Source organism: Streptomyces sp. NPDC058092 (assembly GCF_042884935.1).
Lineage (GTDB): Bacteria > Actinomycetota > Actinomycetes > Streptomycetales > Streptomycetaceae > Streptomyces.
The window spans coordinates 55,356-71,369 of the sequence record NZ_JBHVSY010000033.1; the positions used below are offsets into that span (position 1 = coordinate 55,356).

Annotated in this window: 14 protein-coding genes, 1 pseudogene and 1 riboswitch; of the genes and pseudogenes, 11 read left to right on the plus strand and 4 right to left on the minus strand. The window is 71.5% G+C overall.

Going from position 1 to position 16,014, the window contains the following annotated elements; all coding sequences use genetic code 11:
- Nucleotides 1-80: 80 nt before the first annotated feature.
- Nucleotides 81-1,313 (minus strand): MFS transporter, encoded by a 1,233-nt coding sequence (locus ACFVV1_RS36175; RefSeq protein WP_389998489.1) that lies wholly within the window; start codon nt 1,311-1,313, stop codon nt 81-83.
- A 158-nt stretch (nt 1,314-1,471) separates the two neighbouring features.
- Between ACFVV1_RS36175 and ACFVV1_RS36180 the strand changes: the two genes are divergently transcribed.
- On the plus strand, nt 1,472-2,662 hold the full coding sequence (locus ACFVV1_RS36180; protein ID WP_389998491.1) for an ROK family protein: 1,191 nt from the start codon (nt 1,472-1,474) through the stop codon (nt 2,660-2,662).
- Nucleotides 2,663-2,725: 63 nt separating this feature from the next.
- Here ACFVV1_RS36180 and ACFVV1_RS36185 read toward each other — a convergent pair.
- Nucleotides 2,726-3,784 (minus strand): annotated as a pseudogene (locus ACFVV1_RS36185) (chitinase C-terminal domain-containing protein); the annotation flags it as partial.
- Between the two features lie 387 nt (nt 3,785-4,171).
- Nucleotides 4,172-4,302: riboswitch (FMN riboswitch) on the plus strand.
- A 156-nt stretch (nt 4,303-4,458) separates the two neighbouring features.
- On the opposite strand from ACFVV1_RS36185, the gene ribD reads away from it, so the two are divergent.
- The 10 genes from ribD to ACFVV1_RS36235 all read left to right on the plus strand — a co-directional run bounded on the left by ribD (nt 4,459) and on the right by ACFVV1_RS36235 (nt 13,007).
- Complete coding sequence (gene ribD, locus ACFVV1_RS36190; RefSeq protein ID WP_389998494.1) at nt 4,459-5,559, plus strand: bifunctional diaminohydroxyphosphoribosylaminopyrimidine deaminase/5-amino-6-(5-phosphoribosylamino)uracil reductase RibD; 1,101 nt, start codon at nt 4,459-4,461, stop codon at nt 5,557-5,559.
- Nucleotides 5,560-6,177 (plus strand): riboflavin synthase, encoded by a 618-nt coding sequence (locus tag ACFVV1_RS36195; protein WP_389998495.1) that lies wholly within the window; start codon nt 5,560-5,562, stop codon nt 6,175-6,177.
- The gene (locus ACFVV1_RS36200; RefSeq protein ID WP_384453261.1) at nt 6,174-6,818 is read left to right on the plus strand and encodes a nicotinamide riboside transporter PnuC; all 645 of its coding nucleotides are present in this window, start codon (nt 6,174-6,176) and stop codon (nt 6,816-6,818) included. Before ACFVV1_RS36195 ends, ACFVV1_RS36200 begins: the two co-directional genes overlap by 4 nt.
- Nucleotides 6,815-8,113: a bifunctional 3,4-dihydroxy-2-butanone-4-phosphate synthase/GTP cyclohydrolase II gene (locus tag ACFVV1_RS36205; protein ID WP_389998499.1), complete on the plus strand. Its 1,299-nt coding sequence runs from the start codon at nt 6,815-6,817 to the stop codon at nt 8,111-8,113. Before ACFVV1_RS36200 ends, ACFVV1_RS36205 begins: the two co-directional genes overlap by 4 nt.
- A 30-nt stretch (nt 8,114-8,143) precedes the next feature.
- On the plus strand, nt 8,144-8,629 hold the full coding sequence (ribH, locus tag ACFVV1_RS36210; protein WP_389998502.1) for a 6,7-dimethyl-8-ribityllumazine synthase: 486 nt from the start codon (nt 8,144-8,146) through the stop codon (nt 8,627-8,629).
- A gap of 35 nt (nt 8,630-8,664) precedes the next feature.
- Complete coding sequence (locus tag ACFVV1_RS36215) at nt 8,665-8,937, plus strand: phosphoribosyl-ATP diphosphatase (protein WP_073739434.1); 273 nt, start codon at nt 8,665-8,667, stop codon at nt 8,935-8,937.
- A 70-nt stretch (nt 8,938-9,007) separates the two neighbouring features.
- Nucleotides 9,008-9,856 (plus strand): ATP phosphoribosyltransferase, encoded by an 849-nt coding sequence (gene hisG, locus ACFVV1_RS36220; RefSeq protein WP_389998505.1) that lies wholly within the window; start codon nt 9,008-9,010, stop codon nt 9,854-9,856.
- Nucleotides 9,857-9,891: 35 nt separating this feature from the next.
- Entirely contained in the window at nt 9,892-10,356 is a 465-nt protein-coding gene (locus ACFVV1_RS36225; protein WP_389998508.1) for a PH domain-containing protein, read from the plus strand.
- A gap of 186 nt (nt 10,357-10,542) precedes the next feature.
- Nucleotides 10,543-11,913 carry a hemolysin family protein gene (locus ACFVV1_RS36230; protein WP_389998511.1) on the plus strand — a complete coding sequence of 457 codons (1,371 nt, stop codon included), beginning with the start codon at nt 10,543-10,545 and terminating at the stop codon, nt 11,911-11,913.
- Nucleotides 11,910-13,007, plus strand: a complete 1,098-nt coding sequence (locus ACFVV1_RS36235) for a hemolysin family protein (RefSeq protein WP_389998514.1) — start codon at nt 11,910-11,912, stop codon at nt 13,005-13,007. Before ACFVV1_RS36230 ends, ACFVV1_RS36235 begins: the two co-directional genes overlap by 4 nt.
- 88 nt (nt 13,008-13,095) lie before the next feature.
- Here ACFVV1_RS36235 and ACFVV1_RS36240 read toward each other — a convergent pair whose 3' ends face one another.
- Nucleotides 13,096-15,006 carry an AAA family ATPase gene (locus ACFVV1_RS36240; protein WP_389998516.1) on the minus strand — a complete coding sequence of 637 codons (1,911 nt, stop codon included), beginning with the start codon at nt 15,004-15,006 and terminating at the stop codon, nt 13,096-13,098.
- A gap of 361 nt (nt 15,007-15,367) precedes the next feature.
- A complete protein-coding gene (locus tag ACFVV1_RS36245; protein WP_389998519.1) occupies nt 15,368-15,997 on the minus strand; it encodes a uridine kinase in 630 nt (209 codons plus the stop codon).
- Nucleotides 15,998-16,014: the final 17 nt, after the last annotated feature.

Below are 16,014 nucleotides of genomic sequence, written 5' to 3' on the forward strand. Positions count from 1 at the left end.
GAGCGCCCGCGGCCGGGCCGCGGACGGGGGAGCACCGCCGATGTGCGGCCGGGGGCCCGCGCCCCACACAGCCCCACGGCTCAGGGGCGCGGCTCGGCCGCCGCCGCGCTCGGAGCACCGGTGTCCGAGGACGACACGGCCCTGCGGTCGCCCGCCCGCAGCACCCCGGCCCCCAGCACCAGGCCGAACGCCAGCACCGTCACCAGGCCGAACGAGACGACCAGCGACGTCACCTCGGCCAGCGAGCCGATCGCGGACGGGGCGATGAGCCCGGAGGTGTACGTGATGGTGGCGACGCCCGCGATCGCCTGACTCGGGTTCGGGCCGCTGCGCCCGGCCGCCGCGAAGGCGAGCGGGACGACCACGGCGACACCGAGGCCGAGGAGCCCGAAACCGCACATCGCCAGTACCGCGTCCGGCGACGCGACCACGAGCAGCCCGCCGACCGTCGCGAGGACGCCGCCCACCCGTACGGTCCGGACCGCGCCGAAGCGGTCGACGACCTTGTCGCCGACGATCCGGGCGACCGCCATGGTGAGCGCGAACGCCGTCGTGGACGCCGCGGCGAGCCCGGCGGAGGTGTCCATGATGTCCCGCAGATAGACCGCCGACCAGTCCAGACTGGCCCCCTCCGCGAACACCGCGCAGAAGCCCACCGCGCCGATGATCAGCGCCGACTTCGGCGGCAGCGTGAAGCGCGGCGGCGGCTCCTCGTCCGGTTCGCTGCGCAGATCCAGTACGCCCCGGCAGGCGATCAGGCCCAGCGTGGTGAGGACGAGCGCGGCGATGGAGTGGTGCAGCCGGGCGTCGGCGCCCAGATGCGCGCCCACCGTGCCCGCGGCCGAACCGATCAGGGCGCCCACGCTCCACATCCCGTGCAGCCCGGACATGATCGACTTGTCGAGGCGGTTCTCCACCTCCACACCGAGGGCGTTCATCGCCACGTCCGACATGCCGGCCGATGCCCCGTACACGAAGAGCGCCGCGCACAGCGTCAGCAGGTTGGGGGCCAGCGCGGGCAGGATCAGCGCCAGCGTCCAGAGGGCCAGCAGCCCGCGCAGTGCGGTCCTGGCACCGAAGCGATGGCTGATCGCGCCAGCCAGCGGCATCGTCAGCGAGGCGCCGATCGCGGGGAAGGCGAGGGCCAGACCGAGCTGTCCTGCACTGACCCCGGCGTGGTCCTGGATCCAGGGCACCCGGGTGGCGAAGCTGCCGGTCACCGCGCCGTGCACGGTGAAGACCGCGGCGACGGCGAACCTGGCCCGCCTCACCTGCTCCATGCCGAAGACCGCCTCTGTGGAATCCGTTGTCATACCGCCGTGCCCTCCCCTGGGAATCCTCTGTCGCCGGCGACCCCGGCGCCCGCCTTCACAGCGCCGGGGTAAATTATCAGGAACCCTGCCTGATAAATAGTGCACCTGCTCAGTCCGTCCCTTCGTCCCGTGCGGCAGTGATCTGGAAGGATCCCGGCATGCCCGCATCACCGAGCACCGCCCGGGCCATCAACGACCGGCTCGCCCTGCGACTGCTCCAGCAGGACGGCCCGTTGACGGCCACGCAGCTGAAGACCCTGACCGGCCTCTCCCGGCCCACCGTCGCCGACCTCGTCGAACGACTTCAGGGGGCCGGTCTGATCAGGGTGGTCGGTGAGGCGGGCGCCGAGCGCCGCGGCCCCAACGCCCGCCTGTACGGGATCGCCGCCGACCGCGCGCACCTTGCCGCGCTCGACGTACGCACCGGCAGCGTCGCCGTGGTCGTCGCCGATCTCCTCGGCGCCACGCTCGCCGAGGCCACGCTGCCCATCGGCAGCGACACCGACACCGAGTCCGCCGCCGAACAGGCCGCCGCGCTGCTGGAGCGCACCGCGCGCGAGGCGGGCGCCACCCCGCTGCACAGCGTCGGCGTCGGCGCGCCCGGTCTGATCGACCCGGTCACCGGCGAACTGCGCGAGACCACCGGGCTGCCCGCCTGGCACCGGCGGCTGGTCCGGGTGCTCCAGCAGCGGCTGCCCGCCACCGTGCTGGTGGAGAACGAGACCAATCTCGCCGCCGTCGCCGAACATCGCAGCGGCGCGGCCCGGGACCGCGACACCTTCGTCCTGTTCTGGCTCGGCAACGGCGTCGGCGCGGCCGTCATGCTGGACGGGAAGCTCCGGCGCGGGGCCTCCGGTGGTGCGGGCGAGATCGGCTTCCTGCCGGTGCCCGGCACGACCGGCATCCCCTCGGCCGTCAACTGCGACGGCGGGTTTCACTCATTGGTGGGCTCGGCCCCGGTCTGTGAACTGGCCGCCGCCCACGGCATCGTGGTGCCCGCGGACACGGCCGACGGGGACAAGGAGCCGGGTGCCGCGTTCGCCGTACGGGCCGCCCTGGCGGGGGAGGGGGACGGCGAAACGTTCCTGGACGCCCTCGCCGAACGTCTCGCGCTGGGTGCCGCCGCCATCGCCTCGGTCCTCGACCCGGGCTGTGTACTGCTCGCGGGCGAGGTCGGCCACGCGGGCGGCGACGCGCTCGCGGCCCGGGTCGAGGAGCGGCTCGCCACGATGTCCCCGTTGCGCACCGAGGTCAGGGCCGGGCGGCTGGGCGGCGCCGCGGTGCTCCGCGGCGCGCTGCTCGCGGCCCGGGAGGCGGCTCAGGACGAGCTGTTCACTCCGGCCGGCTGAGCATGGCCGAGCCCGGCGGCGACCGGGGGCGAACCGGTCACCGCCGAGCGGTCGGGGGACGGGTCAGCAGGCTCCGAGGTCCTGCCAGACACCCCGGTCACCGGTGGAGCCGGGCATCTCGCGCGTCGCGCTCCAGGCCGCAGCGGCGCAGCTGCCTCCGGTGGGGTCGGGGCTCGGGCCGGTCGACGGCGACGTGCCCGTGCCGGGCTCCACGAGCGTGGTGCCGCGCGCCGGATCGGCGGCGAGGGCGTACGACGTGCCGCCGAAGGTCACCGTCCAGTTCGACGGCGTCGAGGTCGGCAGGTAGTGGACGAAGTCCACCTGCGGCGGTGTGATCGTTGCGCACGATCGTGGTACCGAAGCCCGACTGGTCCTTGGCGTTGGCGGGCGCCGCCGTCGCGTAGTCGAACTGGAACTCCGTACCGCCGGGCAGGGGCGTCTGCGTGTTGTTGGTGATCTTCAGCTTGGGGCTGATCGGGTAGTTGGAGTCACCGAGCGGGAACTGGCCGAAGGACACATCGATGTCGAGCGCCCGGGTGGGCAGGTCGATGGTGGACCGCTTCGCGCCGTACGGGGCGGCCGACTTGAACGCGTCGTACATCGTCGAGGTGAGCGTGGAGCCCGGCTCGTACTGACCCTTGGCGGCGTTCCAGCCGTAGTCGCCCGCGCGTTCCCAGAACATCGTGCCGCCGATGCCCTTGTCGACGACGTAGTCCGCCTTCGCGGCCACGGACTGCTCGTCCTCGGTGGAGAGGAAGACCTTCTTGTCCGCGTTCCACAGCCGGGGCGCGACCGGCGTCGCGTCGTACTTACGGACGTAAGCGCCGCTCAGCCTGGTGTCGGCGGCGAAACCGTAGTCGGTGACGTAGTCGCCGACGATGCCCTTCTCCAGGCTCTTCGCATGCCACATCGGGTTGGAACCGGCGGGCGCCTCCTTGCCGTTGGTGTCCGGGTCGTGCCAGAGGTCGTCGATGCCGACGGCGCCGTCACCGCACTTGGTCAGGCCCGCGCCGGCCGGGCAGTCGTTGGCGGCGGCCCTGCCCCACGGCCCGTCCGTGCCGCCTGCACGTTCTTGAAGCCGCGGGGGACGGCGACGCCGGGGGTCTGGTAGCGGCCGTCGGGCCGACAGGACTCCTGGTCGGCGGCGGCCGACGGGGTGGCGGCGAGCGAGCCCGTGAGCAGTCCGGCGACGGCTACGCCGGCCGCGAGCAGGGTGGCTCTCGCGCGGGTGGGGGACAGCACGTTCGGTTCCTCCCGGGGAGGTTCGGCAGAACACAACTGACAAGGGGGTGGGTCGTGTTGATGTCCCGGGTGGGCGCACACCGCGGGATCGCCCCTCGGAGGTGACGCAGAGATTAAGAGGACTGGACCATTGCGTCAACAGGTCCGGACCTTCAAGGGGTGACTGTCCCGTTGCGCCCCCGGCCCGGAGCCCCTTGTGAGCCACTCCACAAGTGCTCACTCATATGGCTCATCGGCGGGCATGGCACACTGATCGTGTACCAGCAGCAGCGCACTCCGGGGTCGGTGCAATTCCGAACCGGCGGTTATAGTCCGCGACCCGTCCGCATCCAGCGGCCGGTTGACCAGGTGGGATTCCTGGACCGACGGTTAAAGTCCGGATGGGAGGCAGTGCGCGGCGGGCCGTTTCACGGGTACGCCGCCGTCGGCGGATGGACTTCGGGCAACCGATCCATCCGTTTGTTCCGGCATTTGGCGTCCCCTGTTGCGTTCCCGCTTCATCTGTCGTCGTCGACAGGCCCCGGAGTCCGTGCCCGAAGAGGCAGGAGGACCCGGTGGACACCGCAGCCGACATCACCGCCATGCGCCGAGCGATCGCGCTCGCCGCCCGCGGCCTCGGCTCCACCAGCCCCAACCCGGTAGTCGGCTGCGTCATCCTCGACGCCGCGGGCCAACAGGCCGGCGAAGGCTTCCACCGGCGCGCCGGCGGGCCGCACGCCGAGATCCACGCCCTGCGTGCCGCGGGCGACCGTGCCCGGGGCGGCACCGCCTACGTCACCCTCGAACCCTGTAACCACACCGGCCGCACCGGCCCCTGCGCCCAGGCCCTCGTCGAGGCCGGTGTCGCCCGGGTCGTCTACGCGGTCGGCGACCCGAACCCGCAGGCCACCGGCGGTGCGGACACCCTGCGCGCGGCCGGGATCAAGGCCGAGCAGGGGCTCCTCGCGGACGAGGCCGAGACGGGCAACGCGGCCTGGCTGACCGCGGTGCGCCTGGGCCGCCCGTACGTCCTGTGGAAGTACGCGGCGACCCTCGACGGCCGGATCGCGGCCGCCGACGCCACCAGCCGCTGGATCACCTCGCCCGAGTCCCGCGTCGATGTCCACCGGCTGCGCGCCGAGGCCGACGCCGTCGTGGTCGGCTCCGGCACCGCCCGTACCGACGACCCGCAGCTCGGTGTACGGGGCATCGACGGCGCCGTACAGCCCCTGCGGGTGGTCGTGGACACCGGCGCCACCGCCGTACGCCCCGGCGCCCGCGTCCTCGACGACACCGCGCCCACCCTGATCGCCGTCGCCGACGACGCCGACGCCCGCCACCTCCCCGAAGGGGCCGTGCTGCGGCTGCCGCGCGCCGCCACCGGCCCCGGCCTGGACATCCTCGCCCTGCTCACCGCCCTGTACGGGCGGGGCGTCCGCTCCGTGCTCCTCGAAGGCGGCCCGACCCTGGCCGGGGCCTTCGTCGCCGCGGGAACGGTCGACAAGGTCGTCGGCTACCTCGCCCCCGTGCTCCTCGGCGCCGGCCCCGCGGCCCTCGCCGACGCCGGAATCACCACCATCGCCGAGGCATTGCGCCTCGATGTCACCGAGACCGTCCGTATCGGCCCCGATCTGCGCATCACCGCCGTACCCGGCCCTGCCCGGAAGGGAAACTGAGTGTTCACCGGAATTGTCGAAGAACTGGGTGAAGTCACCGCCGTCGAGAAGCTCGACGACGCCTCCCGCTTCCGCCTGCGCGGTCCCGTGGTCACCGAAGGCGCGAAGCACGGCGACTCCATCGCCGTCAACGGCGTCTGCCTCACCGTCGTCGACCTGGGCGAGGGCGAGTTCACCGCCGACGTGATGGCCGAGACCCTGAACCGGTCCAGCCTCGGCGCCCTGGAAACCGGCTCCCGCGTCAACCTGGAACGGCCCATGGCGCTCGGCGGCAGGCTCGGCGGCCACATCGTCCAGGGCCACGTCGACGGCACCGGCCGCATCGTCGAGCGAAAGATCTCCGAGAACTGGGAGATCGTGAAGATCTCCCTTCCGGCGGACCTGACCCGTTACGTGGTGGAGAAGGGGTCGATCACCGTGGACGGCGTCAGCCTGACCGTCGTCGATGCCGGGCCCGACTACTTCACCATCAGCCTCATCCCCACCACCCTCGCCCTGACCACGCTCGGCATCAAGGAGCCCGGCGACCCGGTCAACCTGGAGGTGGACGTCATCGCGAAGTACGTCGAGCGGCTGCTCGGCGACGCCGCGCGGGAACCCGAGGAGCCGGCGAAGTGACGGCGCTGAACTGGCTGAACTCGGAGGCGTTCACCGTCTTCGGGCAGCACATCATCTGGTCCGACATGATCGGCAACACCGTCGGTCTGATCGCGCTGACCCTGGGCTGGCTCCGCTCGATCTGGACCTGGCCCGCCCAGCTCCTGTCCGGCGTCGTCCTGGTCGCGGCCAACGTCTCCGTGCACCAGGCGGGCAGCGTCGGCAAGCAGCTCGTCGTCATCGCCGTGGCCGTCTGGGGCTGGCAGCAGTGGACCCGGGGCAGGCAGCAGGCCCAGGACGGCTCCATCGCCGTACGGTTCGCCACCTGGCGCGAGCGCGGCTACCTGCTCGGCGGCGCCGCACTCGGCACCCTCGCGGTCGGCGGCCTGTTCACCGCGTTCCCCTCGCTCTCCTGGAGCCCGTGGGCGGACGCGTACATATTCGCGGGCACGCTCGTCGCGATGCTCGCCCAGGCCCGCGGCATGGTCGAGTTCTGGTTCGCCTGGCTGCTGGTCGACCTGGTCGGCGTACCGCTGAACTTCCACAGCGGCCTCGCCTTCTCCGGTCTCATCTACGTCGTGTACGGCGCCCTCGTCCTGTGGGGCATGCGCGACTGGTGGCTGCGTTCGCGGACACCCGCTCTGGAAGGAGCCACGGCATGACTGCCCAGCCCACCTGGTTGCACCGGGAACACGAGAGCGTCGTCGAGGACCTCACGCTCGACCCCGTCGAGCAGGCGATCCGCGACATCGCCGCCGGACGGCCCGTCGTGGTCGTCGACGACGAGGACCGGGAGAACGAGGGCGACCTCGTCATCGCGGCGGAGAAGGCCACCCCCGAGATCGTCGCGTTCATGATGAGCGAGTGCCGCGGCCTGATCTGCGCGCCCATGGAGAACGACGAGCTGGAGCGGCTCGAACTGCCGCAGATGGTCGCCCACAACACCGAGTCGATGCGTACGGCGTTCACCGTGTCCGTCGACGCCTCGGCGGCGCACGGCGTGACCACCGGCATCTCCGCCGCCGACCGGGCCGCCACACTGCGGCTGCTGGCGGGCGGCGAGGCGGGCCCCGGCGACTTCGTACGGCCCGGCCACATCTTCCCGCTCCGTGCCCGCTCCGGCGGTGTGCTGGTCCGTAACGGCCACACCGAGGCCGCCGTCGACCTCGCCCGGCTCGCCGGACTGCGGCCCGCCGGAGCGATCGTCGAGATCGCCGGCGAGGACGGTGTGATGCTGCGGCTGCCGCAGCTCGTCCCGTTCGCCCGCAAGCACGGCCTCACGATCATCTCCATCGAGGACCTGATCGCCTACCGCCGCTCCTCGGAGCCGACCGTCCGCCGGGAGGCCGAGGTACGGCTGCCGACGAGCTTCGGCGCGTTCACCGCGTACGGCTACCGCTCCACGGCCGACGGCGTCGAGCATGTCGCGCTCGTCCACGGCGACATCGGGAACGGCGACGACATTCTGGTGCGGATCCACTCCGAGTGCCTGACCGGCGACATCTTCCAGTCGCAGCGCTGCGACTGCGGGCCCCAGCTCCATGCCTCCATGCGCCGGATCACCGAGGAGGGCCGCGGTGTCGTCGTCTATCTGCGCGGCCACGAGGGCCGGGGCATCGGCCTGCTGTCGAAGCTGCGCGCCTACGAACTCCAGGAGCGCGGCAGCGACACCCTCGACGCCAACCTGGAACTCGGCCTGCCCGCCGACGCCCGGGACTACGCGGCCGGTGCCCAGATCCTCAAGGACCTCGGCGTCCGGAGCCTGCGGCTGATGACCAACAACCCCGACAAGACGGCCGCGGTCCTGCGGCACGGTCTGGCCGTCACCGGCCGCGAGCCGATGCCCGTCCAGGCCGGCGAACACAATCTGCGCTACCTGCGCACCAAGCGCGACCGCATGGGGCACGACCTGCCCTGGCTCGACGCCGTCACGGCGTCGACCTGCGGCAACCAGTGAACGATCACGGAAACGAGCGGTAGGAGAGACATGAGCGGCAAGGGCGCACCCGAACTGTCCGTACGCAACTGCGGTGACCTGCGCGTGGCGGTCGTCGCCGCGCAGTGGCACGAGAAGATCATGGACGGACTCGTCGACGGCGCCCTGCGCGCCCTGCACGAGCTGGGCATCGACGAGCCGACCCTGCTCCGGGTGCCCGGCAGCTTCGAGCTCCCGGTCGTCGCCAAGGTCCTCGCCGGCCGCGGCTACGACGCGATCGTCGCCCTCGGCGTGATCATCCGCGGCGGCACCCCGCACTTCGAGTACGTGTCCCACGGCGTCACCAACGGCCTCACCCAGGTCGCCGTCGACACCGGAGTCCCGGTCGGCTTCGGCGTACTCACCTGTGACACCGAGGAGCAGGCCCTCGACCGGGCAGGCATGGAAGGCTCCAACGAGGACAAGGGACACGAGGCGGTCACCGCGGCCGTCGCCACCGCCGCGACGCTGCGCACCGTCAGCGAGCCCTGGCGCTGATCGGAGGTCCCCGACCCCGTACTCTAAGGACCATCATGGCGAACAAAACCTTCGAAGAGCTCTTCGCCGAGCTGCAGCTCAAGGCCGCCGACGGCGATCCCTCCACCTCCCGCACCGCTGAGCTGGTGGACAAGGGGGTCCATGCCATCGGCAAGAAGGTCGTCGAGGAGGCCGCCGAAGTCTGGATGGCCGCCGAGCACGAGAGCAAGGACGCCGCCGCCGAGGAGATCTCCCAGCTGCTGTACCACGTCCAGGTGATGATGGTCGCCCGCGGAATCTCCCTCGACGACGTCTACGCCCACCTCTGAGCACGACCTCCGCACCACGCACATCCGCACACCGCACCGGACTCCCTCCTCGCAAAGGAAACCTGACCTCATGCTTCGCATCGCCGTTCCCAACAAGGGTTCACTCTCCGGGCCTGCGATGGCGATGCTCCATGAGGCCGGCTACCAGCAGCGCAAGGAGTCCAAGGAGCTCGTCCTCGTCGACCCCGAGAACGAGGTCGAGTTCTTCTACCTGCGGCCCCGCGACATCGCGATCTACGTCAGCTCCGGCCGCCTCGACATCGGCATCACCGGCCGCGACCTGCTGCTGGACTCCGGCGCCGACGCCGAGGAGATCCTCCAGCTCGGCTTCGCCCGCTCGACCTTCCGCTACGCCACCAAGCCCGGCACGGCCCAGGGCCCGCAGGACTTCGACGGCAAGACGATCGCCACCTCCTACGAGGGCATCGTCGCCAAGCACCTCGCCGACCTCGGCGTCAACGCCTCCGTCGTCCACCTCGACGGCGCGGTCGAGACCGCCATCGAGCTCGGGGTCGCCCAGATCATCGCCGACGTCGTGGAGACCGGCACCAGCCTGCGCAACGCCGGACTCGAAGTCATCGGCGAGCCGATCATGACGTCGGAAGCCGTCGTCATCCGCCGCACCGGCGCACCGGACGACGACCCCAAGGTGCAGCAGTTCCTCCGCCGCCTCCAGGGCGTCCTGGTCGCCCGCTCCTACGTGATGATGGACTACGACTGCCGCGTCGAGCACCTGGAGCGCGCGGTGGCCCTCACCCCGGGCCTGGAGTCGCCGACCATCTCCCCGCTGCACCACGAGGGCTGGGTCGCCGTCCGCTCCATGGTCGCCGCCCGGGAGGCCCAGCGGATCATGGACGATCTCTACGACCTCGGCGCCCGCGCCATCCTCACCACCGCCATCCACGCCTGCCGCCTCTGACGGCCGGGCGACCACCCGGAAGACAGAAGAACGCCATGTCCGCCCCCGCGCCCCGGTCCGAACTCCCTACCCTCCCGGTCACGTTCCGGCCGACCCGAACCCGGGTGGTCCTGCTGACCGTGGGGGCGGTGATGTTCGTCGTCATCACCGTCGTCGCCCTGACCCTGGAGCAGCTGAGCGCGGGGGAGCGGTCCAGCTTCGTCTTCACCGCGCTGCTGTTCTTCGGCGTGCTCGCGCTGCTCAGCCGCCCGAAGATCGTCGCGAACGAGGACGGGGTGACCGTGGTCAATCTCACCCGGACGCGCCAACTGTCCTGGGCGGAGATTCTCCGCGTCAACCTGCGCGTAGGCGACCCCTGGGTCTTCCTCGACCTGAGCGACGGGACCAGCATGCCCGCCCTCGGCATCCAGCCGGGAATCGCCAAGCACCAGGCCATCCGCGACGCCCGTGCGCTCCGCGCCCTCGCCGAGAACCACGGCACCGGTACGGACAACGGCTGAGCCCCCTGCCCCGTACGGCCTCTTCTTGATTACTCTGGAGGGCGGCGGCGCCCTGTGCGTGCCCCGCCCCGCACGAGAGGTCCACGAGACCGGCGGGGCTTTCCTGCGACCCAAGGAGTGACTCCTTCCAGCAATGGACGGATCGTCCGGTAGTACCTGCGCCGCCCCCTCCCCGGAGGCGGCGGCATGATCATCCCCCTGCTGCTTCTGAGCGCGGCATTCCTTCTCATCCTCGCCAACGGATTCTTCGTGGCAGCCGAGTTCGGGCTCGTCACGGTGGAGCGGCCGGACGCCGAGCGCGCCGCCGCCGAGGGCGACCGGCGGGCCCGCACCGTCGTCGAAGCCCTGCGTGAACTCTCCTTCCAGCTCTCCGGCACCCAGCTGGGCATCACCATCACCTCGCTGGTCGTCGGCATGCTCGCCGAACCGGCACTCGCCCAGCTGCTGGACGGCCCCCTCACCGTGACCGGGCTGCCCGACGGTGCCGTCCCCGGCATCAGCGTGGTCATCGGGATGATGGTGGCCTCCGCCGTCCAGATGGTCATCGGCGAACTCGTGCCCAAGAACTGGGCGGTCTCCCGGCCGCTCCAGGTCGCCCGCTTCGTCGCCGGCCCCCAGTACCGTTTCTCCGCCGCTCTCCGGCCGGTGATCAGCCTGCTGAACACCGTCGCCAACCGGCTGGTGCGGCTGCTCGGCGTCGAACCCACCGACGAGCTGGCCTCCGCCCGCACCCCGGGGGAGCTGGTCTCCCTGGCCCGGCACTCGGCCGAGGCCGGCACCCTCGAACAGGACACCGCGGATCTCTTCGTACGGACCCTGTCGCTCGCCGGGCTCACCGCCCAGCACGTCATGACCCCACGGGTGAAGGTCAGCGCCCTGCAGACCTCGGCGACCGCGCAGGACGTCCTCAACCTCACCCGCGCCACCGGCCTCTCCCGCTTCCCGGTCTACCGGGAGCGCATCGACGAGGTCGTCGGCATGATCCACCTCAAGGACGCGCTCGCCGTGCCCGCCCAGGACCGGCTGCGTACCCCGGCCGGCCGGATCGCCGTACCACCGCTGCTGGTGCCGGAGACCCTGCCTGTCGAGCAACTGCTCCAGCGGCTGCGCAACGAGCAGCCGATCGCCGTCGTGGTCGACGAGTACGGCGGCACTGCCGGAGTCGTCACCCTTGAGGACATCATCGAGGAACTCGTCGGCGAGGTCAGGGACGAGCACGACGCCGAAGGCGCCGACCGGCCCGAACTGGCCCCCGCCGCTGCGGAGGACGGCCGCCCGGCCTGGGACGCCGAGGGCAGCTGCCGGGTCCTGACCCTGCGCCGGATAGGGCTCGACGTCCCCGACGGCCCGTACGAGACGGTGGCCGGACTCGTCGCCGATCTGCTGGGACGCATCCCCGCCCCCGGTGACCGGGCCGAGCTGCCCGGCTGGCGGATCTCCGTACGCCAGGTCGGTCACTACCGCGCCGAGAAGGTCCGCTTCGTACGCACGGCGGAGGCGACCGACCCCCTCACCCCGGCCCCGCTGACCCAGGACGCCCTGGAGGCCGTGCGATGAGCCTGGTCCAGCTGATCTTCGCCGGACTCCTCGTGCTGGCGAACGGCTTCTTCGTCGGTGCCGAGTTCGCCCTCATCTCCGTACGGCGCAGCCAGGTCGAACCCCTCGCGGCGGCCGGGTCGGGCCGGGCCCGCCAGGTGCTGTACGGACTGGAGAACCTGCCGCAGATGATGGCCGCCGCCCAGTTCGGCATCACTGTCTGCTCGCTGACCCTCGGCGCCGTCGCCGAACCGACCGTCGCCCAGTTGCTGGAGCCGGTCTTCCACGCGGTCCACCTGCCCGAGGGGCTCATCCATCCGCTCGGCTACGTCCTGGCGCTGGTCTTCGTGGTCTTCCTCCATCTCGTCATCGGCGAAATGGTCCCGAAGAACCTCGCGATGGCGGCGCCGGAGAAGACGGCGCTCTGGCTCAGCCCCGGCCTCGTGGGCTTCGCCCGCCTCTGCCGCCCGGTCACCTCCGCACTGGGCGCCTGCGCCCGGCTGGTGCTCCGGCTCTTCGGCGTCGAACCGAAGGACGAGGTGGAGGCGGTGTTCACCAGCGAGCAGCTCAACCGGCTCGTCGAGGACTCCGGCCAGGCGGGACTGCTGGAGCCGGAGGCCCAGGAGCGGCTGGAGGACGCACTGGAGCTGGGCAGCAGGCCCGTCACCGATGTGCTGCTCAGCCGGGCCTCACTGGTGACCGTGGACCCCTCCGTCACCCCGCACCGGATCGAGGAGCTGACCGTACGCACCGGCTACTCGCGCTTTCCCGTGTGCGCGGAGGGCGGCGGTCCGTTCATGGGCTATCTGCACGTCAAGGACGTCCTGGACCTGGAGGACGGCGAACGGGCCGTCCCTCAGCACGTCTGGCGCCCGATGGCCACCGTGCGGGCCGAGCTCCCCCTGGACGACGCCCTGACCGTAATGCGCCGCGCGGCGACGCATCTGGCGCAGGTCGCCGACGCGTCGGGCCGGATCCTCGGCCTGGTCGCCATGGAGGATGTCCTGGAGATGCTCGTCGGTGAGGTGCGCGATCCGGCCCACCGGGTCTCCGTACCGCGCCGGACGGCGGACACGACGACCGGCACCGGCGAACTCACCGCGTCGGTCCACTGAGATCCCGACCGCCGGACGGGCTGATTCTGAATTCTTCAGTCCGTCCGGCGATCGAGGACAACGGCTGCCGGGCATCCCCGGATCCCCTTCACAACGCCGGCGGTTCCTTCGGCCCCCGGTCCACCGGCCCCCGGCCGGACAGCACCTCGCCGTACGCCTGCATCAGATCCGGCAGCCGCAGCGTGGCCAGATCGTCCCGGCTCGGCAGAGCCGCGTATCCGGAGAGCCGCAGATCGCGGTAGGCGCAGCTCTTCTCGTACAGGGTGCGCAGGAACCGCCCGTTGCCCAGCTCGTCGATCCAGCCCTGCTCGACGACATGACCGCTGATGGAGCGCAGCTCCTCCAGGGACTCCTCGTCCCAGGCGTCGCCGTTCTCCGCGGCGAGCACCTCACCGATCGAGGTGAGCTCCAGCGGGCGGTAGCTCGGGAAGTCCACCCGGGTGGTGAAGCGGGAGGAGAGCCCCGGATTGGTGCCCAGCAGCCGGTCCATGCCTTCCGGATAGCCCGCGAGGATGACGACGAGATGGTTCCGGTTGTCCTCCGCGCGTTTGAGGAGGACCTGGAGCGCCTCGTCGCCGTACGCGTCGCCCTTGCTGTAGCCGGTGTTGGAGAGGCTGTACGCCTCGTCGACGAACAGCACCCCGCCGAGCGCCGAGTCGATCAGCTCATTGGCCTTGACGGCGGTCTGGCCGAGGAACTCGCCCACCAGATCCGCCCGTTGGGCCTCGACGAGATGGTCGCCACCGAGCAGACCGAGGGCGTAGAAGACCCGGCCCAGGATGCGGGCCACCGTGGTCTTGCCGGTACCGGAGGGGCCCGAGAAGACGAAATGGCGTTTCGGCGGCTGCACGGGCAGCCCTTGACCGGCCCGCAACCGTGCCATGTTCAACTGCGCGGACAGCGCCTTGACCTGGCGCTTGACGGGCTCCAGACCGACCATTCGCTCCAGCTCCGCCAGCGCCTCGGCGAGGAGCACCGGATCGCTGGGCCCGGCCGGAAAGGGGGACGACGGCTGGCCGGGCACCGCAGTCTTCCGGCGCGCACCGTCGGACGGCGGCGGCCCCCCGCGGCCCACGAGCCCCGGGGCCTTGCCGCCCGGCCGCGGCTCCCGGCCGTCCACCAGATCGATGCCGAGCAGCGCGTCCCCGTCCGGCTGCGCCTCCGCCACGGCATCCGCACCCAGCCCGGCCAGGGAGACGGTGGTGAGACCGGCGGCCTCGTCGGTGCCCTCGAGGCCGTCGTAGTCCGCGATCGCGGCGAGCCGCGCCGAGGTGTCCATGAACGCCGGGTCGATCCGGTGCACCGCCCGGTAGAGCGGCAGGGCGGCGGCGCTGCGGCCGGTGCCCTCGTGCGCGCGGGCCAGCCAGTAGCGCAGCTCCTTGCGCTGCGGCTGTTCGCTGCGGCAGCGCATCAGCGCGGTGGAGAGCAGCGGCTCGGCCTGCCCGTACATCTCCAGCCGCACCCGCGCCATCCCGCCGAACAGCCCCGCCTCGATGCCGAGAAGCGGATCGTCGATCAGCTGCTCGGTGTTGCGGACGAGCTGCTCCCAGTCCTTGACGAGATAGGAGCGGCAGGCGTGCAGGAAGCGGACCTGCGGGTCCGCGTCCACCGGCGGCAGTCCGGCCAGCGCGCGGTCCAGCTCGGGGACATGGCGCCCGTCCAGCCAGTGCGAGGCGTGCGCGAGAAGCAGATCGCGCGGGCTCTCCAGCACCGGCTGCACCCACCAGCCCAGCCAGTACCAGGAGTTGAGCGTGCGTCGATGGCGGGTGCGCTGCTCGCCGAAGCGTTCGCGATGGCGGTACATGCGCAGCAGCGCAGTCGTCGTGTCGACCCTCAGCGCATGGAGACCGAGCCAGCCGTCCGCCATGCCGGGATCGATCCGCACCGCGGCCCTGAACTCCTCTTCGGCCTGCGGGTAGGCGCCCATGGTGTAGGCGTCCACGCCGCGCAGCCAGGCGAGGTCGGCCGGGGCCTGTGCGCCCTGCGTGCCGATGTCCATCTGGTCCCCCACAAACCGTGCCCCCAGGATGTCCCGCCGCACGACCTGCCCGCCGAGGCGCGCTGAATCACTGTGCCACGGACGGGAATTGACCGCACCGAGAGGCATCGTACCTGCGCAAGGAGTGTGCGACTAAGAGCGCCGCAGGCAGAAGGGAGACCGTTACCGAGGGTAGGCGGAATCCGCCGAGTCGGCGGGGGGAAAGGGGGTGCGAAGGCAGAACGAAGCCCCCGATCACGGGGGAACAACCGGGGGCTTCGTGTCTGCGAGGGCTCCGAAAAGCCGCACATTGAGAACGTAAGACCTGTACCGCCCTCGGGTCAAGCAGAGTTGAGGTACTTCTGGGGCGATTTCTCACCACTCAGCTCGGCGGCGCAACGCGCTCACGTTGCGTGACGGAATGGTTCACTCCTGCTGCCGCGCCGGGCCCCTCCAGCCACTCGTACCCCACTGGCAACTGCCGTACCAGAGTGTCCGCGTGTGAGCGCGAGGGATCGGCCGAGAAATGCGCCGCCTCGGCCGCCGTCCACTCGTCCCAGAAGGCCGAAAGAGCCGGTCCGTCCCGACGGCGGCCCCGCTCCCAGGACTCCGCCGCACCGAGGTCCATCCACAACAGCCGCGCCAGATGGGGCCGCAGCGCCCGGCGGCCCGCCCCGACCCCTTCGATCAGGACCACCGGCGCGGACTCCAGGGCGCGCGGCGCCGCGAACGTCCGCGCGGTCCAGTCGTACGGCGCGTAGTACGCGCACTCCCCGCGCGACAGCGGCCCGATCACCTGCTCCCGCAGCCGGTCCACCCAGGTGAAGAAGGACTCATGGGTGGCCAGATCGTCCAGACGCAGTACGGGGGCGCCGTCGAGCGCGGCGGCGAGGCGGGACGCGAAGGTGCTCTTCCCCGATCCGGCGTGGCCGTCGACCGAGATCAGTCGCACCGGTCCGCAGGACGGCGCCAGGGTGCGCAGCCGCGCGGCGAGGAGCGAGAGGTCGTTCATGCGCCCCAGCCTACGAG